This is a genomic window from Pseudomonas sp. Root71 (assembly GCF_001429045.1).
Lineage (GTDB): Bacteria > Pseudomonadota > Gammaproteobacteria > Pseudomonadales > Pseudomonadaceae > Aquipseudomonas > Aquipseudomonas monachiensis.
Genome location: NZ_LMHY01000026.1, coordinates 419,423 through 438,814 on the forward strand (window position 1 = coordinate 419,423; position 19,392 = coordinate 438,814).

Consider the following 19,392-nt stretch of genomic DNA (forward strand, 5'->3'; position numbering starts at 1 on the left):
CTGTAAACTCCGCGCCAAAGAATGGCGTCGGCCATCCCTGAACGAGGTAAAGATCCATGCGTGTCCTGCTCGTCGAAGACCATTTGCAGCTCGCCGAAAGTGTCGCCCAGGCGCTCAAGAGCACCGGGCTGACCGTGGATGTCCTGCACGATGGCGTGGCAGCCGACCTGGCGCTGGGCAGCGAGGAATACGCCATGGCGATCCTCGACGTCGGCTTGCCGCGCATGGATGGTTTCGAAGTGCTGGCGCGTTTGCGGGCGCGGGGCAAGAACCTGCCGGTGTTGATGCTGACCGCCCGCAGCGACGTCAAGGATAGGGTCCACGGCCTCAACCTCGGCGCCGACGACTACCTGGCCAAGCCGTTCGAATTGACCGAACTCGAAGCCCGGGTCAAAGCCTTGTTGCGCCGCAGCGTGCTGGGCGGTGAGCGCATTCAGCGTTGCGGTGTGCTGGCCTACGACCTGGAAACCCGGCGTTTCAGCCTTGGCGAAGAATTGCTGACCCTGACTTCCCGCGAACAGGCCGTGCTCGAAGCCCTGATTGCGCGCCCCGGTCGGGTGATGAGCAAGGAGCAACTGGCTTCTCAAGTATTCGGTCTCGATGAAGAGGCCAGTCCCGATGCCATCGAAATCTACGTGCACCGCCTGCGCAAGAAACTCGACGGCCAGCCGGTCGCCATCGTGACTTTCCGCGGCCTCGGTTACTTGCTGGAAAGCCGCGATGCATAAGCCCAGCAGCCTGCGCTGGCGGTTGCTGTGGAACCTGGCGCTGCTGCTGGTGGTGTTGATGCTGGCCAGTGGTTTGAGCGCTTACTGGAACGGCCGCGAAGCCGCCGACACGGCCTATGACCGGACGCTGCTGGCCTCGGCGCGAACCATCGCTGCCGGCGTCTCCCAACGCGACGGCACCCTGAGTGCCGACGTGCCCTACGTGGCCCTCGATACGTTTGCCTACGACAGTGCCGGGCGAATTTTCTACCTGGTCAACGACATCAATCAGAAGCTGATTTCCGGTTACGAAAACCTGCCGGCGCCACCGCCGGGAACGCCGCGCACCGATGACTATCCGGCGCTGGCACGTTTCTACAACGCGCAGTACCGTGGGCAGAACGTGCGTGTGGTGAGCCTGCTCAAACCCGTGAGCGAGCCGAACATGAACGGCATGGCGGAAATTCGCGTAGCGGAAACCGATGAGGCGCGGGTGAGCATGGCCCGCAGCCTGGCGGCCGACACCTTGCTGCGCCTGGGCATGCTGGCCATCGGTGCGTTGATGCTTGTGTGGTTTGCGGTGAGTGCCGCGTTGCGCCCGCTGGAGCGTTTGCGCACGGCGGTGGAAGAGCGCCAGCCGGACGATCTGCGCCCCTTGCCTCTGGTGGAAGTGCAGCGCGAATTGTGGCCGCTGGTGCGCGCACTCAATCACTTTACCGAGCGCTTGCGCGGCCAGTTCGAGAAGCAGGCGCAATTCATTGCCGATGCCGCTCACGAGTTGCGCACGCCGCTGGCGGCACTCAAGGCGCGCCTGGAGCTGGGCATGCGCTCGGCCGAACCCGATACCTGGCGCAGCACGCTGGAAACCGCCGCCCAAGGCACCGATCGCTTGACCCATCTGGCCAATCAGTTGCTTTCCCTGGCACGGGTCGAAAATGGCGCCCGGGCGATTGCCGAGGGCGGCGCGCAGTTACTCGATCTGAGTCAATTGGCCCGGGAACTGGGCATGGCCATGGCGCCGTTGGCCCACAAACGTGGTATCGCGCTGGCGCTGGAGGCGGATGAACCGGTCTGGCTGCGGGGCGAGCCGACGTTATTGAACGAGCTGCTGAGCAATCTGGTGGATAACGCACTGGCCCACACGCCGCCAGGTGGCAACGTGATTCTGCGGGTCTCGGCGCCCGCCGTGCTGGAAGTCGAAGATGATGGCCCGGGCATACCGCTTGAAGAACGCGATCGGGTATTCGAGCGCTTTTACCGACGCAATCAGCAAGTGGCCGGTTCCGGATTGGGTCTGGCAATTGTCGGTGAGATCTGCCGCGCGCATCTGGCGCAGATCAGTCTGCACGATGGTGAGCCCGCGGGGTTGAAGGTGCGGGTGAGTTTTGTTGCGGGGGATTGATGCAGCGTCTGTTCCGACGAAGGGGGCAACGCGGTCTTTGATCAGTAAAACATCGTGCGCGTTTCTTCCAGATCGGCACGCATCGCCTTGTCGTCAAAGTCGATCCCGAGTGCCTTGCAGGCCGGTACATTCAGCGCATCGGCACGGGTGTGCGGGTGATCGCTGTCCTGTAGACAATACAGGCTGGCCACCTGCACCAGATCCACATAGTCGACCTGCGCAGACTGGCGCTTGAAGTCCAGGTATAGCCGCGGCACTTGCACCAACATGTCTGGAAATTCCCAGACCTTGAGCAGTTTTTCGCCGATCAGCGGATGAATCTGGTCGATCACATGGTTGAGGCTGACCGGGTCGGACAGCAGCTCATAGTGATCTTCGGCGTAGGTCAGGATCGGCAGTACGCCGATCTGGTGCACCAGCCCACCAAGGGCCGCCTGATCGGGCTTGAGTCGGGTGTAGCGGCGGCACAAGGCGTAGCTGACGCCGGCGATTTCCAGGCTTTTGCGCCAGACATCGCGCATCTTCTGTTCCACCACGTCGGAGCGGGCATGGAATATCTGCTCCATGACCAGGCCGATCGCCAGGTTACAGCTGTAGTTGATGCCCAGGCGGGTGATCGCGGTATGCAGGTCGGTCACTTCCTGGGCTGCGCGCAACAGTGGGCTGTTGACCACTTTGATCAGGCGTGCCGACAGCGCGGTATCACGGCCGATCACTTTGCTCAGGGTGCTGACGCTGACTTCCGGGTTTTCCGCGGCCTTGCGAATTTGCAGGGCCACTTCCGGTAACGTTGGCAGAACCAGGTCATCGTTATTGATGGCCTCAACCAAATCCTGTTGGACCTTTTCCGCCAGCTCGCTCATTTAGTCTCTCTAGCTGTTGCGTCAAATACTGCCGTTATTGCTGGATTTCGCGGTCGCGGTCCAGTTCATAAGGCAGGTCGAGCAGCTGCAAGGACGGCCCTTCGAGCTCGCCCAGGTGGATGTCTCCACTTTCTGCTGCTTCGGCTTGCAACACAGCCAGGAGTTCAATGTTCTGCCCGGCGCGGGCCGCCAGCACCACTTCGCCGATGGCGCTGCCGTGAGTCGGGGAAAACAGCGGTGTACCAGGCTCAGGCAGTTCGTCGGCAGCCAGTTGCAGGCGGTACAGGCGGCGCTTGAGTTTGCCCAGGTACTGCATCCGCGCGACGATTTCCTGCCCGGTGTAGCAACCTTTCTTGAAACTCACGCCACCAACCGCTTGCAGGTTGAGCATCTGCGGGATGAACAACTCGCGGGTGCCGGGCATGACCTGCCCGATCCCTGCGCGGACCTGGCCCAGCAGCCATTGATTCAGGTCGCCTTCGCTCAGCAGCGTCGAAAGCTTGCCTTTGATCGCGCCGGCTTGACCGGCGGCGACCCACAGCTCGGCACGGTCAGGCGAGACACGGATAGCGATCAGCCCATCGCTGCGCACGACGCTGTCGGTTTCTGCCGGCAGGTCCAGGCCGAGGCTGACCAGTGCGGCGTCGCCATGGTCAACGCCGAAGCGGACCCAGGCGGCACTTTCGTCGGTCAGTTTCGACTTGGAAAACACCGCGTATTTTTTCAGGTCCGCCAGTTGCGGTTCGAGCAATTCGGTGGCCATGGCCAGGACCACGCCGTCATCCTCGAGCAGGATGCGGAAACTCGATTGCATCCGGCCTTTTTGCGTGCAGCGGGCACCGAGGCTGGCCCGGGAATCGCTCAGGTAGTTGAGGTTGCAGGTCAGTTGGCCTTGCAGGAATTTGCTGGCGTCCGCGCCGCGGACCGCGAGAACACCTTCATGAGAAAGGGTGCAGAAAAAAGCTGAATCGGCCATGGGTCATCGCAGGATAAAAAGTCTGGTGGACATCATAAGGGCCCGTCTTCGAAATGGGTAGTTAACAAAGGCTCGTCGGTGGCCGACCAAAGCCGACTGTTCGATAGGGCGCGGGCCTGTATACTTGCGGCCTATTTGAGGAGCGCTCCATGGTCGAAGATGTTGAACTGAATCGCCTCTACTGGCACAGCCGCCGCGGCATGCTTGAGCTTGACGTGTTGCTGGTGCCGTTTGTGAAAGAGGTTTATCCGCACCTCAACGAAGTGGATCGCGCCTGCTACGTCAGGCTGCTCGAATGCGAAGATCAGGACATGTTCGGCTGGTTCATGGAACGCGCCGAATCGGAAGATCCCGAGCTGCAACGCATGGTTCGCATGATCCTGGATCGTGTCCAGCCCAAGTAACGGGTTCGAATGCCGCTGGCATGCCTCACGGCAGTTGCTGGCGGCATATCTTCTGGCCCAGCTGTTCGCGTTGGGTTCCTTGTTTTTACTGTCAATTCCGGTCTGGGCCAGCGCGCTCGGCGTCGTGCTGTGCGTGGCTCACGGAGTCTGGCTGTTGCCCCGGCAAATCCTGCTGACCCACCCGCAGGCCTTTTGCGGCTTGCGGCGCGATGCCGATGGCTGGCAGCTGTGGAGTCGGGCCAGGGGGTGGCAGCCCGTGCAACTGAGGCCGGACAGCCTGGCGCTGCCAATGGTGGTGGTACTGCGTTTTCGACTGCGTGGCGAGCGCCGGGTCCGGGCCATTTGTGTGCCCCGGGATGCGCAGGCGGCGGATGTGCACCGACGCCTGCGGGTCCGGCTCAAATTCAGCCGACGTAGGTGGGCGGCACCAGAATAGTGTCCAGTGCGACCGGCAGCATGTCCGGGTAGTCGAGGGTGTAATGCAGGCCACGGCTTTCCTTGCGCTCCATGGCTGACAGAATCATCAGCTCTGCCACTTGGGCCAGGTTGCGCAGTTCGATCAAGTCTCGGCTGACCTTGTAGTTGCTGTAGAACTCGTCAATTTCATCCAGCAACAGTTGCACGCGGTGTTGCGCCCGTTGCAGGCGCTTGTTGGTGCGCACGATGCCAACGTAGTCCCACATGAATCGCCGCAGTTCATCCCAGTTGTGCGCAATGATCACGTCTTCATCGGAATCGGTGACCTGGCTCGCATCCCAGGCGGGAAGGGGGGCCGGCATCGGCACCCGGGGCAGCTGCTCGAGAATGTCCGCGGCCGCCGAGCGGGCATAGACGAAACATTCCAGCAGCGAGTTGCTGGCCATGCGGTTGGCGCCGTGCAGGCCGGTGAAACTGGTTTCGCCGATGGCATATAGCCCCGGCACATCGGTACGGCCCTGTTGATCGACCATTACGCCGCCACAGGTGTAGTGCGCCGCCGGAACCACCGGAATCGGCTGTTTGGTGATGTCGATGGAAAATTCCAGGCAGCGTTCGTACACCGTCGGGAAGTGCGTCTTGATGAAGGCTTCGGGTTTGTGGCTGATGTCCAGGTAGACGCAATCGACACCCAGGCGCTTCATTTCATGGTCGATGGCCCGGGCGACGATGTCCCGTGGTGCCAACTCGGCCCGTGGGTCGAAGCGCGGCATGAAGCGCTCGCCATTGGGCAGCTTAAGGTGCGCACCTTCGCCTCGCAGGGCTTCGGTGATCAGGAAGCTCTTGGCTTGCGGGTGATACAGGCAAGTAGGGTGGAACTGGTTGAATTCCAGGTTCGCCACCCGGCAGCCGGAACGCCAGGCCATGGCGATGCCGTCACCGCAGGCGCCGTCAGGGTTGCTGGTGTAGAGGTAAACCTTGGCCGCGCCACCGGAGGCGAGGATCACAAAACGGGCGCCGTAGGTGTCGACTTCGCCAGTGCCGCGATTGAGCACATAGGCGCCGAGGCAGCGATCACCTTCGAGTCCCAGGCGTTTCTCGGTGATCAGGTCAACCGCAACCCGTTGCTCCAACAGTTCGATGTTCGGTCGTTTCCTTGCCTGGTCGAGCAGGGTGGTGAAAATGGCCGCACCGGTGGCATCGGCGGCATGGATGATGCGCCGATGGCTGTGACCGCCCTCGCGGGTGAGGTGGAACTCGAACCCGCCATCTTCGGTACTCGACTGTTCATCGCGGGTAAAGGGCACGCCCTGGTCGATCAGCCATTGAATCGCCTCCCGGCTGTGCTCGACGGTAAAACGCACTGCGTCCTCATGGCACAGGCCGCCACCGGCATTGAGAGTGTCATCGACATGGGATTCAACGGTGTCGGTGTCATCCAGCACGGCCGCAACGCCGCCCTGGGCCCAGAAAGTCGAGCCATTGGCGAGGTTGCCCTTGCTCAGAACGGCGATGCGCAAATGACCGGGCAAGGTCAGCGCAAGGCTCAAGCCGGCAGCACCGCTGCCAATTACCAGAACATCGTGTTGAAACTGTTGGCTCATTTCAGGATTCCGCTCAAAGCGACCCGGGTCGGGGGTGGCGCAACTGGACTGTCGAGTCGATGCAGCCGCACAGCCCACTAGTATATAGAGGGGGGGAGCGGCACAATACCCGAGCTGACATGGCATTGTGAAACTACCGTGACGCAAAATATCGGTCGCTTCGTCGGATGTTTTTCTGCCCGTTGGGCGCGAGAATGACTGTATCGCCGATTTAACAGTCTTTTTCCCTTCACGGTTGCACAATGTCGGGTTGGCACGGCTATAAATATTTGGAACTTTTGCCAAAGGGCCAAGATCAATAGACGGTTGCCTGAAACAAGGGACAGTGTCGGCTTCAGTGCGGGATTGCAGTTCGATCCTCGCTGAAGAGTCCGATGACAAGATTATCCGCGCAGCCGGGTCAACTCGTGCTGCGCTTTTCGTGCGTGCCAAATCAGAGCCCGCAGGAAACTTGCCTGGAGGGGGAGAACTTTTGCGAAAAGACCGAGTCTATGTTTGCAAGTCTGGTGGTTTACTTCTGCAATCCTCCTCCGAGCTCATCGAGGAGTGTTCATGCTAACCCAGGAAGAGGATCAGCAACTGGTCGAACGCGTTCAGCGCGGCGACAAGCGTGCTTTCGATCTGCTAGTGCTGAAATACCAGCACAAAATTCTCGGGTTGATCGTGCGTTTCGTGCACGACACCCATGAAGCCCAGGATGTGGCACAAGAAGCCTTTATCAAGGCATACCGTGCACTTGGAAATTTTCGCGGAGACAGCGCGTTTTATACGTGGCTTTACCGCATCGCCATCAACACGGCGAAAAACTATCTGGTTTCACGCGGCCGTCGGCCGCCGGATAGCGATGTCAGTTCCGAGGATGCAGAGTTCTACGATGGCGATCATGGCCTCAAGGATCTCGAGTCGCCAGAGCGGGCCTTGCTGCGGGATGAGATCGAGGGCACCGTCCATCGAACCATTCAGCAACTGCCGGAAGATTTGCGTACGGCTTTAACTTTACGTGAGTTTGATGGTCTGAGTTACGAGGACATTGCGAGCGTCATGCAATGTCCGGTAGGCACCGTGCGCTCCCGGATCTTCCGCGCCCGGGAGGCCATCGACAAAGCCCTGCAGCCGTTGTTGCAGGAAAACTAAAGACAGCGGCGACAGCCAAGAGAGGAACGCCATGAGTCGTGAAGCCCTGCAGGAATCGCTGTCCGCAGTGATGGATAACGAAGCGGACGAATTGGAATTGCGTCGGGTATTGAATGCCTGTGACGATGTTGAAACCCGTGATACCTGGGCTCGTTATCAGATCGCTCGGGCAGTGATGCACAAGGATCTGCTGCTTCCACGCCTGGACATCGCCGCGGCTGTTTCTGCTGCCCTGGCTGACGAAGCCGTACCGGCAAAAGCCTCCCGTGGTCCATGGCGCAGCCTGGGTCGTCTGGCGGTTGCTGCTTCCGTGACCCTGGCGGTGCTCGCCGGTGTGCGTCTGTACAACCAGGATGAGATCGCCGGCGTCGAATTGGCCCAGCAATCCACCCAGCCCGGACTGGCCGTTCCTCAAGTAAAAGGCCCAGCCGTTCTGGCAGGCTACAATGAGAGTTCGGATGCTACCGGCCCAATGGCCAGCGGCGTATTGCAAGGTCAGCCAGGCTGGCACGATCAGCGTCTGCCAGGGTACTTGCGCCAACACGCACAACAGGCTGCACTGAAAGGCACTGAGAGCGCTCTGCCGTACGCTCGTGCCGCAAGCCTGGAAAACCGTTAAGGAGGATCATGCGCGCCATACCTCTACTTTCGCTTCTGCTCAGCGGCTGGTTCATCGTTCCAGCCCAAGCCGATGAAGCCCGGGACTGGTTGACCCGCCTGGGCCAGGCAGAGCAACAGCAAAGCTTTCAGGGTACTTTCGTCTACGAGCGTAACGGTAGTTTTTCTACCCATAACATCTGGCACCTCGTCCAGGATGGAAAGGTCCGCGAGCGCTTGATCCAGCTCGACGGTTCCGCTCAGGAAGTCGTTCGCATTGATGGGCAAACCCAATGCGTCAGCGGCACGCTGATAGCAGGGCTTGGTGACTCACCGAACTCCGCTGCCCGTGCACTCGATCCCCAAAAGCTCAAGAATTGGTATGACCTCGCCGTCATTGGCAAGTCGCGTGTGGCCGGGCGTGCGGCGGTGATTGTATCGCTGACACCCCGCGATCAGCACCGCTACGGTTTTGAACTGCATCTGGATAAAGAGACCGGCCTGCCTCTGAAGTCCTTGCTGCTGGACGACAAGGGACGGTTGTTGGAGCGCTTCCAGTTCACACAACTGGATACCGCTGACGCTCCTTCCGAAAAAGACCTGCAGGCCAGTAATGATTGCAAGCCGGTCAATCTTGAAAGTGACAAGGCTTCTGCCGTCAAGTCTGCCCAGGTCTGGCGTTCCGACTGGCTGCCGCCCGGCTTTGAGCTGACCAGCAGCACCGCTCGCAAGGATCCGCAGACCAAGACCCAGGTCAACAGCCTGATGTATGACGATGGCCTGACGCGCTTTTCGGTGTTCCTCGAGCCGTTGAATGGCGCAACAGTCACCGACACCCGTACTCAGTTGGGGCCGACCGTTGCGGTTTCCCGGCGCCTGGCCACGGCACAGGGCGACATGATGGTGACCGTCGTCGGCGAGATACCGGTCGGTACTGCTGAACGGATAGCGCTTTCGATGCGCACCGACGCCGCTGCAACCAAGCAGTGAGCTGAATTCGAAATGTTTCGTGAGCATTTCAATTTGCAAAAATCCCGTAAATTTCTTATAGGTCAGAGCCCCTCGGCTCTGGCCTTGTTTGTTGTTCCCGGAACAAAAATACCGGCGTATCGTTCCCGGTGTTCCTTGCTCCATATCGCTTAACCATGCTCGTCGTAACGGGAGCCGTATGTCGATACCACGCTTGAAATCCTGCCTTTCCATTATTGCCACCGTGCTGGTGCTCGGTCAGGCGGTCACCGCCCAAGCGGTCGAATTGCCTGACTTTACGCAACTGGTCGAACAGGCCTCGCCTGCAGTCGTGAACATCAGTACCACGCAAAAGCTGCCGGATCGCAAAGTCAGCCAGCAAATGCCCGATCTCGAAGGCTTGCCGCCGATGCTGCGCGAATTCTTCGAACGGGGCGTGCCGCCACAATCGCGCTCACCTCGTGACCGTCAGCGCGAGGCAACTTCCCTGGGCTCGGGTTTCATCATCTCTTCCGATGGCTATATCCTGACCAACAACCATGTGATCGCCGATGCTGACGAAATCCTCGTTCGCCTGGCCGATCGCAGCGAAATGAAAGCCAAGCTGATCGGTACCGATCCACGTTCCGACGTGGCGCTGCTGAAAATCGAAGGCAAGGATCTGCCCGTGCTCAAGCTCGGTAAATCCCAGGACCTGAAGGCTGGCCAATGGGTTGTCGCGATCGGCTCGCCGTTCGGCTTTGACCACACCGTGACCCAAGGCATCGTCAGTGCCGTAGGTCGCAGCCTGCCGAACGAAAACTATGTGCCATTCATCCAGACTGACGTGCCGATCAACCCGGGTAACTCCGGTGGCCCGCTGTTCAACCTCAACGGTGAGGTGGTGGGGATCAACTCGCAGATCTATACCCGCTCCGGTGGCTTCATGGGCGTGTCGTTTGCGATCCCGATCGACGTGGCCATGGATGTTTCCAATCAGCTGAAATCCGGTGGCAAGGTCAGCCGTGGCTGGCTGGGTGTCGTGATTCAGGAAGTGAGCAAGGACCTGGCCGAGTCGTTCGGCCTGGAGAAACCGGCCGGTGCGCTGGTTGCCCAGATCCAGGATGATGGCCCGGCTGCCAAGGGTGGCCTGCAAGTGGGCGACGTGATCCTGAGCATGAACGGTCAACCAATCGTTATGTCGGCCGACCTGCCGCACCTCGTTGGCGCATTGAAATCTGGTACCAAGGCCGATCTGGAAGTGATTCGTGACGGCAAGCGCAAGAATGTCGAGTTGACGGTCGGCGCGATTCCGGAAGAAGGCAAGGAACTGGACGCGCTGCCAAAATCCGGCATCGAGCGCAGCAGCAATCGCCTGGGTGTTTCCGTGGTCGAGTTGACTGACGAGCAGAAGAAAACCTACGACCTCAAGGGGGGGGTGCTGATCAAGGAGGTGCAAGACGGCCCTGCCGCCCTGATCGGCTTGCAGCCCGGTGATGTGATCACCCACCTGAACAACCAGGCCATCGGTTCCACCAAGGAGTTCGCGGACATCGCCAAGGCGCTGCCAAAGAACCGTTCGGTGTCGATGCGGGTACTGCGTCAGGGTCGTGCGAGCTTCATCACCTTCAAGCTGGCTGAATAACCCGGTTGTTGGTTGAATAAAAAACCGCCTCGAAAGAGGCGGTTTTTTTTCGGAGTTTTTGTCGCCGGGGCGTCAGCCCATCATGTCCTTGATCATGCGCTCCTGTTCCATCAGCTCACGTTGCCGCGCGTCGATCCGCGAAGACAGCGGGAAGTTGCTGCCTGCCCGGCGTTTGGCGAAGTCCAGTTGCTGAATGGCCTGTTTGTAGTCGCCGACCAGCGCAAAGTATTCGGCGCGAGCCTGATGCAGGCCGATGATGTTGCCCGACAGGCCGCGCGTCTCGGCAACCTGATACCACACGTCCGGGTCATCCGGACGGGATTTGAGCAGGCCTTCGAGGGCTTTCTCCGCATCCGCAGTACGGTTTTGCTTGAGCAGCAGGTCGACGCGAATCTGGTTCAGCGGGTAGTTGCCAGCGTATTGGCCCATCAACCGGTCAACCCGGGACTGGGCATCCGCCAGGCGATTATTGGTGATATCCAGATCGACCTGAGCCAGGTTGTAGATGATTTCGTTGGGTGACTTGGCCAGCAACAGCTTGAGGTTTTCCCGTGCTTCGTTCAGTTGACCGCCCTTGATCTGGGCAATTGCCAGGCCGTAGCGCGCCACGTCGTTTTTCGGGTTTTCGTCGAGCTGGGCACGGAAGCGCTTGGCGCCGAGCCCCGGGGTTTCTTCATAGATCAACTGGACGCGCGCGCGAATCAGTTGATAGCGCATGCTGTCTTCGATGCCGCCCGCTGGAAACTGTTCGGCGCGGTTGCGGGTGTCGGCGATACGCGACTCGGTGACCGGGTGAGTCAGCAGAAATTCCGGCGGCTTGGCATCGTAGCGGTACTGACGCCCCAGGCGTTCGAACATGCTGGGCATCGAGCGGGGGTCGTAACCGGCCTTTTCCAGATTGAGGAGGCCGATACGGTCGGCTTCCTGCTCGTTCTGGCGGGAGAATCGCCGCTGTTCCTGGATGGCGGCGGCCTGTGTGCCTGCAATGGCTGCAATCCCGGCGTCACCGCCACCTGCGGCTGCCACCACGATACCCGCCAGCAATGCAGCCATCATGGGTACTTGCATGCGTTGCTGCGCTTCGACGCCCCGGGCAAAGTGGCGCTGCGACAAGTGAGCCAATTCGTGCGCCAGTACCGAAGCGTATTCGCCTTCGGTCTGGGCGTAGAGGAACAAACCACCGTTCACCCCGACGATCCCGCCGGGTGCCGCAAAGGCGTTGAGCTGCGGGCTGTTTATCAGGATGAACTCCAGGCGCCGGTCAGTGACCTGGCTGGTCTCCAACAGTCGGTAGACGCTGGATTCCACGTAATTCTTGAGTTGCGGATCGTTGAGCTGTGAAACCTGACTGCGCAACATGGCCAGCCAGGCGCGGCCGAGCTGGTACTCCTGTTGCGGTGAGACAATGGCAGAACTGGCGTCGCCGAGTGACGGCAGGTCGTCGGCGAAGCCCGGTGAGGCGAGCAGGCAAGCGAGCGTCAGCAGGGTAGGGCGCAAAAATGTCATGCACAAAGCCTTAGTCGACAAAGACCTTACTGTAGCCGGACACCGGCGTTGCGACCAGATATTCTAGGCATCTCAACCATCTGACCCGGAGTGATGCAATGACCGACGCTGTAGAGCATGACGTTGAACTGGATGCCAGTGGCCTCAATTGCCCATTGCCGTTGCTAAAGGCCAAGATGGAGCTCAACCGGCTGGCCAGTGGTGCGGTACTCAAGGTCATCGCCACCGATGCGGGTTCGCAGCGCGACTTTCGCACCTTTGCCCGATTGGCCGGTCATACCCTGCTTCGTGAAGAAGATGATGCGGGTGTTTACCGCTACTGGTTGAAAAAGGCCTGAACTCGGCTGCGTTTGCTCCTAAGGATTATTGATGTTCAAAGTGTTACGCGACTGGATTCAGCGCTATTTTTCCGATGAAGAAGCGGTGGTGCTGGCTGTCCTGCTATTTCTGGCATTCACCGTCGTGCTGACCCTGGGCGGTATGCTGGCGCCGGTGCTCGCGGGCATGGTGCTGGCGTACCTGATGCAGGGGCTGGTGGTGACCCTCGAGCGCTTGCGCGTGCCGGGCTGGGCAGCGGTGGGGCTGGTCTTTGCATTGTTCATGGGGCTGTTGCTGGTATTCATCGTGGTGGTCGTGCCATTGCTATGGCACCAACTGATCACCTTGTTCAACGAATTGCCCGGCATGCTTGCCAAATGGCAGTCGCTGTTGCTGTTGCTGCCCGAGCGCTATCCGCACCTGGTATCCGACGAGCAGGTGTTGCGGGCCATCGAAGTGGCGCGGGGTGAAATCGGCAAGTTTGGCCAGTGGGCACTGACGTTCTCGCTGTCGAGCCTGCCGTTGCTGGTGAACATCATGATCTACCTGGTGCTGGTGCCGATCCTGGTGTTTTTCTTCCTCAAGGATCGGGCCATGATTGGCCAGTGGGTGCGCGGTTACCTGCCCCGTGAGCGGGCGTTGATCACCCGGGTCGCTCATGAAATGAACCGGCAGATCGCCAATTACATTCGCGGCAAGGTCATCGAAATCTTCATTTGCGGTGGCGTGACCTACATCGCCTTTGTTGTTCTTGAACTCAACTACGCAGCGCTGCTGGCTCTGCTGGTGGGGATTTCGGTGGTGGTGCCTTATGTCGGCGCCGTGGTGGTGACCGTACCCGTGTTTTTGATTGCGCTGTTCCAGTGGGGCTGGAGCGATCAGTTCATATACCTGATGGCGGTCTACGGGATCATTCAGACGCTGGATGGTAACGTGTTGGTGCCATTGCTGTTCTCGGAGGCGGTCAACCTGCACCCGGTGGCGATCATCTGCGCAGTGCTGTTGTTTGGCGGGTTGTGGGGCTTCTGGGGGGTATTCTTTGCGATTCCCCTGGCGACGCTGTTCAAGGCTGTGCTGGATGCGTGGCCGCGCAAGGAGCCGGTGGTGGCACCGTTGCTTTAGATTGTAGAAAGATCGCAGCCTGCGGCAGCTCCTACAGATAAATGCGTAATCCTGTAGGAGCTGCCGCAGGCTGCGATCTTTTAAAGGTCAGGCTTTATTCAGGGCCTGAGCGGCAGCCAATACCGCATCAACATGCCCCGGCACCTTCACACCGCGCCATTCCTGACGCAGTACGCCGTTGGCGTCGATCAGGAACGTGCTGCGATCCACGCCCATGTATTCCTTGCCATAGAGCTTTTTCAGCTTGATCACGTCGAACAGCTGGCAGATGGCTTCGTCCTTGTCGCTGATCAGCTCAAAGGGGAATTCCTGCTTGCACTTGAAGTTCTCGTGGGATTTCAGGCTGTCGCGCGACACGCCGAACACTTCGGTATTGGCGGCCTTGAACGCAGCGTATTGATCACGAAAGCCCTGCCCCTCGGTCGTGCAGCCGGGCGTGCTGTCCTTGGGGTAGAAGTAGATCACCACTTGCTTGCCCTTCAGGCCGGCGAGGCTGACGGTCTGGCCGCTGGTGGCGGGGGCTTCGAAATCGGCAACCGGTTGGTCGATGGCAACGGCCATGAAAGCTTCCTTACATTGGGTTCTGTGGGCGCCAGGGTTCGATCAGGGCATCGAGGTTCAGCGCGTCGGCAAAATCCAGGAACTGATCGCGCAGCCAGCTGATTTGCACGCCGGCCGGCAAGGTCACGGTAAACGTGGCGTTGAGCATGGTGCCGCCGGTCTGCGGAGCCTGGTAGGTGTCGCAGGTCAGGTTTTCCAGTTCGACATTGTGGTCCATGAAGAACTGGCACAGCTCGTTGATGATGTCCGAGCGGTAGGCCGAGCTGACATAAGCGACGTACGGCAGGGCCTGGGGGCGGTTTTCCAGGGCCGCGCTGCGCACCACGTTGACCGTGAATGCATGCCGCTTGGCCAGTACAGGCAGGCTGCCTTCCAGGCGTGCCAAGGCATCCCAGCTACCGGAGATTTCCAGCACCAGGGCACTGCATTCGCCATGGCGGGTCAGGCGAGAGGTGACAACGGCGCAGCGGTTTTCATGGCTGGCGCGGCACAGGACGTTGGTCAGCTCCATGGGGTTGGCGCCGAGGGCACTGATAACAAGGAATTGTTCGCGAACTGTGGGGGTGGACATGCAGCATTCCTAAAGCGATGAGCGGTCGGTACGTCCAGAGGTCGTTATGCCGGGAGCGAGCCTGCGGATGCGAATTCAGAAAACCCCGGAAGGCAGGTTGCGACGTGCTCCGGCAGGGCGGGAGCGAGAGGCGGCAACGCTGGATCAGGGCTTGTGATGCCGAAAATGGAGGCTGAAACCCGACGCACGAGCTTGTCTGTACCGATCAAAGTCTGAAGGGTAGCGAAAACCGGCGCCAAGGGGAATGGCGGCAGCACAGTACTTCGCTTGTGCAAGCATCTTGGCGCCAGTACCATTACGGCTCTCTTTTTCCGGCAGGAGCGGTTTCATGATTGCGGGCAGTATGGTGGCACTGGTCACACCCATGGATGCACAGGGGCGTCTTGACTGGGACAGCCTCAGCAAACTCGTGGACTTCCACCTTGAAAACGGCACCCATGCCATTGTCGCCGTCGGTACCACCGGCGAATCGGCAACCCTTGATGTCGATGAACATATCGCCGTCATCAAGGCGGTAGTCAAGCAGGTCAATGGCCGTATTCCGGTGATCGCCGGTACCGGCGCCAATTCGACCCGCGAAGCCGTCGAATTGACCCGTAATGCCAAGGAAGCCGGCGCCGATGCCTGCCTGCTGGTAGTGCCGTACTACAACAAGCCGACCCAGGAAGGCCTGTACCTGCACTTCAAGCACATCGCCGAGTCGGTCGACATCCCGCAGATTCTCTATAACGTTCCTGGTCGCACCTCCTGTGACATGCAGGCCGAAACCGTGATCCGCCTGTCCACCGTGCCGAACATCATCGGTATCAAGGAAGCGACCGGCGACCTCAAGCGCGCCAAGGCTATCCTCGACGGCGTAAGCAAGGACTTCATCGTCCTTTCCGGCGATGATCCGACCGCCGTCGAGCTGATCCTGATGGGCGGCAAGGGCAACATCTCCGTCACCGCCAACGTCGCGCCGCGTGAAATGGCCGATCTGTGCGAGGCCGCCCTCAAGGGCGATGCCGAGACCGCACGGGCAATCAACGAAAAACTGATGCCGCTGCACAAGGACCTGTTCATCGAAGCCAACCCGATTCCGGTGAAATGGGCTTTGGTTGAAATGGGCCTGATGCACGAAGGCATTCGCCTGCCGTTGACCTGGCTGAGCACACCTTGTCACGAAACGCTGCGCACGGCCCTGCGCCAGTGCGGCGTCCTGGTTTAATTGAGGAAGTACAACGCATGAAGCGAATGGCCGGACTTTCCGCACTTGCCTTGATTATCTCCAGCACCAGTGGCTGTGGATGGGTCTGGGGCCCGGAAGGTTATTTCCGTGACCGTGGTAGCGATTACCTGGAAGCGCAACAGACTGCACCGATGCAAATACCGCAGGATATCCATGACGCCAAGCGTCTGGATCCGCTGTTGCCGATCCCGCGCAACGTGGCCGATGACACCGCCAAGGGCGAATACATCGTTCCTCGGCCACAGCCGCTGACCGCGGGTGCCGACGCCAGTGCCTACTCCCTGCAGAAGAGCGGCGGCTCCAGCTCCATCCTGGCGCAGAATCCGCCGGCTGAAATCTGGCCAGTGGCCGTTCAGTTCTTCCAGGACAACGGTTTCCGTCTGGATGAACAGCGTCCGCAAACCGGCGAATTCACCACGACCTGGCAGCATTCCGATGAACTGTCCGCGGCCGTGGCCAAGCGCCTGAGCGCGGCCGGTGTCAGCACGGACAGCGAAACTCGCGTGCGGGTGCGCATCGAGCCGGGCGTGCAGCGCAACACCAGTGAAGTCTATGTGGTCAGCGCCGAGCGTCCTGCCGGCAGCACCGCCGACGTGGCCTTCACCAACCGTTCGGTCAACACTGGCCTGGATGCGGCACTGGTCGACGACATGCTCGTGAGCATGAGTCGTATCTCCGAGAAGGGCGGTTCGGTCTCCATGCTGGCCTCTCGTGATTTCGACGCGCCTAGCCGTGTCAGCCTGAGTGAAGACGGCAGCGGCAACCCTGTGCTGAACGTCGGTACCGATCTGGATCGTGCCTGGTCAAGTGTCGGTCGTGCGCTGGAACAAGGCGAATGGCGTGTTGAAGACATTAACCGCAGCCTGGGCCTGTACTACATCAACCTGGCCGAAAAAGCCGAGAGCAAAGACGACAAGCCAGGCTTCTTCAGCGGCCTGTTCGGCAGCGCGCCGAGCAAGGAAGAGCTTGAGGCCCGCGCCGAGCGTTATCAGGTTCGCCTGAGCAAGGTTGGCGAGAACGTACAGGTCACCGTCGAGAAAAACATCAACACCGTGGCGCCGGCAGACGTGGCGCGTAAAGTGTTGAGCAAGATTCAGGACAACCTGGGCTGATCCTATGCGTTTTGCCGTTCTCGGCAGCGGTAGTCAAGGGAACGGCACGCTGATAGCCAGCGCTGATACGTACGTATTGGTCGATTGTGGTTTTTCCCTGCGGGAAACCGAAAAACGCCTGCTGCGCCTGGGTGTGAACCCTGCGCAGCTGAGCGCGATACTCGTGACCCACGAACATGCCGACCACGTGCATGGCGTGGGTTTGCTGTCTCGGCGCTACAATCTGCCTGTCTACCTCAGTCGCGGGACCTTGCGCGGGATGCGCAAACCGATTGAACCCGCAGGCTTTCTGGCCGGCGGCGAGCAGCTGCAAATCGGCGACTTGAGCATCGGTGTCATTGCCGTGGCCCACGATGCACAAGAACCGACGCAGTATGTTTTCAGTGATGGTTTACGGCGCTTCGGCCTGTTGACCGACCTGGGTTCGTATTGTGACAAGGTGCTGGACGGCTATCGGGACCTCGATGCGTTGATGATCGAGTCCAACCATTGCCGTGACATGCTGGCTCGCGGTCACTACCCGTACTTTCTCAAGCAGCGGGTGGGCGGTGAGCTGGGGCATTTGAATAACCACCAGGCGGCATTCCTGGTGTCCGAGCTGGGCTGGAAAGACCTGCAACACCTGGTCCTGGCCCATCTGAGCAGCAAGAACAACCTGCCGCAGCTGGCCCGGCAATGTTTTGTCGACACCCTCGGGTGCGACCCGGACTGGCTGCAACTGGCCGATCAAGATTCAGGGCTCGACTGGCGACACATCGCCTAGCCCATCTACTTAGCAAGCGGAGCCCATCATGGAAAAACGTGAAGAACTCTACCGCGGCAAAGCCAAGTCGGTTTACAAGACCGACGACGCTAACCGTTTGATCCTGCTGTTTCGCAACGACACCTCGGCGTTCGACGGCAAGCGCATCGAACAGCTCGACCGCAAAGGCATGGTGAACAACAAGTTCAACGCCTTCATCATGCAGAAGCTCGAAGCGGCCGGCGTACCGACCCAATTCGACAAATTGCTGGGCGACAACGAGTGCCTGGTGAAGAAGCTGGACATGATCCCGGTCGAGTGCGTCGTGCGTAACTACGCCGCCGGCAGCCTGGTCAAGCGTCTGGGTGTTGAAGAGGGCATGAAGCTCAACCCATACACCTTCGAACTGTTCCTGAAGGATGACGCCAAGGGCGATCCGTTCATCAACGAATCCCACGTCGTGGCCTTTGGCTGGGGCACCGCCGAGCAACTGGTTCGCATGAAAGAACTGTCGCTCAAGGTCAACGAAGTCCTGAGCAAGCTGTTCGACGACGCCGGTCTGCTGCTGGTCGACTTCAAGCTGGAATTCGGCGTGTTCCACGATGGTTCCATCGTGCTGGGCGACGAATTCAGCCCGGACGGCTGCCGTCTGTGGGACAAGGCCACCGGCAAGAAAATGGACAAGGACCGCTTCCGTCAGGGCCTCGGTGACGTCATCGAAGCCTACGAAGAAGTCGCCAATCGTCTGGGCGTACCGCTTTAACCGACGCAAGCATCTGATAGCACAGAAATATTTCGCTTAGGGGGTTCGCTTCCTGCGAAAGTGTTGTTATGATGCGCGCCGTTGGAGAGATGCCAGAGTGGCCGAATGGGACGGATTCGAAATCCGTTGTACCTTCACCGGTACCTAGGGTTCGAATCCCTATCTCTCCGCCATTATTGAGCAAGACGAAGCCCCTGAAATGGTTAAACATTTCAGGGGCTTTTCGTTTCTGTCATGTTGGTCGGGATGAAGTGCCCTTTATGCCGCGCCAGTCCGTTCCGGTTCTGCGCGTTCTCTGGCGTTTTCCGCGCGATACCCGTCATGCTCTCGGGATTCCTGGGTATCCATATGTCGTAGTGTTTTCTCGCCGTCGTTGTGCCTGCATGTCCAGGCGACGTGATTTGGATTCTGTGCTGTCCGATGCTTTATATAGGTGCTGGTGGTTTTCGTGGTGGCAGCCCGGGCGCTTTGGTAAGGCAGAAGAGTTTTCAGGTGGGGGGTTGACCACGTATTTAAATACTGTACTATTCGCCTCCCGCTAACGAGCAGTTTGATCTGGCTCTTGGTTTAAGTAGTTGATTTTGTTGAAAAATCAGAAACTTTTAAGGTTGCAAATTGAAAAGATGCGCTGTAAGATGCGCACCTCGGTTGAGACGAAAGATCTTAACCAGCCGCTCTTTAACAACTGAATCAAGCAATTCGTGTGGGTGCTTGTGGAGTCAGACTGCTAGTCAACAGATTATCAGCATCACAAGTTACTCCGCGAGAAATC

The 19,392-nt window shown here is 59.5% G+C and carries 20 protein-coding genes and 1 tRNA gene; 15 read left to right on the forward strand and 6 right to left on the reverse strand.

Translation table 11 applies throughout. The features are described from left to right. Positions 1–56 precede the first annotated feature (56 nt). The gene (locus ASD95_RS20415; RefSeq protein WP_056720678.1) at positions 57–728 is read left to right on the forward strand and encodes a response regulator; all 672 of its coding nucleotides are present in this window, start codon (positions 57–59) and stop codon (positions 726–728) included. Next, positions 721–2,109, forward strand: coding sequence for a sensor histidine kinase (locus ASD95_RS20420; RefSeq protein WP_056720677.1), 1,389 nt, complete (start codon positions 721–723; stop codon positions 2,107–2,109). The genes ASD95_RS20415 and ASD95_RS20420 overlap by 8 nt, the downstream gene beginning before the upstream one ends. 41 nt (positions 2,110–2,150) lie before the next feature. Here ASD95_RS20420 and ASD95_RS20425 read toward each other — a convergent pair whose 3' ends face one another. Continuing rightward, positions 2,151–2,972, reverse strand: coding sequence for an HDOD domain-containing protein (locus ASD95_RS20425; RefSeq protein WP_056720675.1), 822 nt, complete (start codon positions 2,970–2,972; stop codon positions 2,151–2,153). A gap of 34 nt (positions 2,973–3,006) precedes the next feature. Continuing rightward, the gene (gene ygfZ, locus ASD95_RS20430; RefSeq protein ID WP_056720673.1) at positions 3,007–3,948 is read right to left on the reverse strand and encodes a CAF17-like 4Fe-4S cluster assembly/insertion protein YgfZ; all 942 of its coding nucleotides are present in this window, start codon (positions 3,946–3,948) and stop codon (positions 3,007–3,009) included. Between the two features lie 149 nt (positions 3,949–4,097). On the opposite strand from ygfZ, the gene ASD95_RS20435 reads away from it, so the two are divergent. Further along, a complete protein-coding gene (locus ASD95_RS20435) occupies positions 4,098–4,352 on the forward strand; it encodes an FAD assembly factor SdhE (protein WP_007898624.1) in 255 nt (84 codons plus the stop codon). Beyond that, entirely contained in the window at positions 4,336–4,788 is a 453-nt protein-coding gene (locus ASD95_RS20440; RefSeq protein ID WP_056720671.1) for a protein YgfX, read from the forward strand. Before ASD95_RS20435 ends, ASD95_RS20440 begins: the two co-directional genes overlap by 17 nt. On the opposite strand, the gene nadB is transcribed toward ASD95_RS20440, so the two are convergent. Next, positions 4,757–6,373, reverse strand: coding sequence for an L-aspartate oxidase (gene nadB, locus ASD95_RS20445; protein WP_056720670.1), 1,617 nt, complete (start codon positions 6,371–6,373; stop codon positions 4,757–4,759). The two genes, ASD95_RS20440 and nadB, sit on opposite strands and share 32 nt — an antisense overlap. Before the next feature lie 552 nt (positions 6,374–6,925). Between nadB and rpoE the strand changes: the two genes are divergently transcribed. The 4 genes from rpoE (at position 6,926) to ASD95_RS20465 (ending at position 10,697) form a co-directional block, all read left to right on the forward strand. Beyond that, complete coding sequence (gene rpoE / locus ASD95_RS20450; RefSeq protein ID WP_003172477.1) at positions 6,926–7,507, forward strand: RNA polymerase sigma factor RpoE; 582 nt, start codon at positions 6,926–6,928, stop codon at positions 7,505–7,507. A gap of 31 nt (positions 7,508–7,538) precedes the next feature. Beyond that, on the forward strand, positions 7,539–8,126 hold the full coding sequence (locus ASD95_RS20455) for a sigma-E factor negative regulatory protein (protein ID WP_056720668.1): 588 nt from the start codon (positions 7,539–7,541) through the stop codon (positions 8,124–8,126). 8 nt (positions 8,127–8,134) lie between these two features. Next, complete coding sequence (locus ASD95_RS20460) at positions 8,135–9,094, forward strand: MucB/RseB C-terminal domain-containing protein (RefSeq protein ID WP_056720666.1); 960 nt, start codon at positions 8,135–8,137, stop codon at positions 9,092–9,094. 184 nt (positions 9,095–9,278) lie between these two features. Next, positions 9,279–10,697 (forward strand): DegQ family serine endoprotease, encoded by a 1,419-nt coding sequence (locus tag ASD95_RS20465; RefSeq protein WP_409079384.1) that lies wholly within the window; start codon positions 9,279–9,281, stop codon positions 10,695–10,697. Between the two features lie 72 nt (positions 10,698–10,769). On the opposite strand, the gene ASD95_RS20470 is transcribed toward ASD95_RS20465, so the two are convergent. Then, entirely contained in the window at positions 10,770–12,203 is a 1,434-nt protein-coding gene (locus ASD95_RS20470; protein ID WP_056720662.1) for a M48 family metalloprotease, read from the reverse strand. A 98-nt stretch (positions 12,204–12,301) separates the two neighbouring features. Here ASD95_RS20470 and ASD95_RS20475 point away from each other — a divergent pair, with 98 nt between their 5' ends. Further along, complete coding sequence (locus ASD95_RS20475; protein ID WP_007996208.1) at positions 12,302–12,541, forward strand: sulfurtransferase TusA family protein; 240 nt, start codon at positions 12,302–12,304, stop codon at positions 12,539–12,541. A 31-nt stretch (positions 12,542–12,572) separates the two neighbouring features. Then, positions 12,573–13,643, forward strand: a complete 1,071-nt coding sequence (locus ASD95_RS20480) for an AI-2E family transporter (RefSeq protein ID WP_056720660.1) — start codon at positions 12,573–12,575, stop codon at positions 13,641–13,643. An 87-nt stretch (positions 13,644–13,730) separates the two neighbouring features. Here the strand turns inward: ASD95_RS20480 and ASD95_RS20485 are convergent, their stop codons facing one another. Together ASD95_RS20485 and ASD95_RS20490 are read right to left on the reverse strand one after the other, a co-directional pair. Next, positions 13,731–14,204, reverse strand: a complete 474-nt coding sequence (locus ASD95_RS20485) for a peroxiredoxin (RefSeq protein ID WP_056720658.1) — start codon at positions 14,202–14,204, stop codon at positions 13,731–13,733. A 10-nt stretch (positions 14,205–14,214) separates the two neighbouring features. Continuing rightward, positions 14,215–14,775: a glycine cleavage system protein R gene (locus ASD95_RS20490; RefSeq protein ID WP_007979776.1), complete on the reverse strand. Its 561-nt coding sequence runs from the start codon at positions 14,773–14,775 to the stop codon at positions 14,215–14,217. A 328-nt stretch (positions 14,776–15,103) separates the two neighbouring features. On the opposite strand from ASD95_RS20490, the gene dapA reads away from it, so the two are divergent. The 5 genes from dapA (at position 15,104) to ASD95_RS20515 (ending at position 18,793) form a co-directional block, all read left to right on the forward strand. After that, positions 15,104–15,982 (forward strand): 4-hydroxy-tetrahydrodipicolinate synthase, encoded by an 879-nt coding sequence (dapA, locus tag ASD95_RS20495; RefSeq protein ID WP_056720657.1) that lies wholly within the window; start codon positions 15,104–15,106, stop codon positions 15,980–15,982. 17 nt (positions 15,983–15,999) lie between these two features. Continuing rightward, positions 16,000–17,115, forward strand: a complete 1,116-nt coding sequence (gene bamC / locus ASD95_RS20500; RefSeq protein WP_056720655.1) for an outer membrane protein assembly factor BamC — start codon at positions 16,000–16,002, stop codon at positions 17,113–17,115. Between the two features lie 4 nt (positions 17,116–17,119). Beyond that, positions 17,120–17,878: an MBL fold metallo-hydrolase gene (locus ASD95_RS20505; RefSeq protein WP_056720652.1), complete on the forward strand. Its 759-nt coding sequence runs from the start codon at positions 17,120–17,122 to the stop codon at positions 17,876–17,878. 28 nt (positions 17,879–17,906) lie between these two features. Continuing rightward, on the forward strand, positions 17,907–18,620 hold the full coding sequence (gene purC, locus ASD95_RS20510) for a phosphoribosylaminoimidazolesuccinocarboxamide synthase (protein WP_007944067.1): 714 nt from the start codon (positions 17,907–17,909) through the stop codon (positions 18,618–18,620). Between the two features lie 83 nt (positions 18,621–18,703). Then, positions 18,704–18,793, forward strand: a tRNA-Ser gene (locus ASD95_RS20515). Positions 18,794–19,392: the final 599 nt, after the last annotated feature.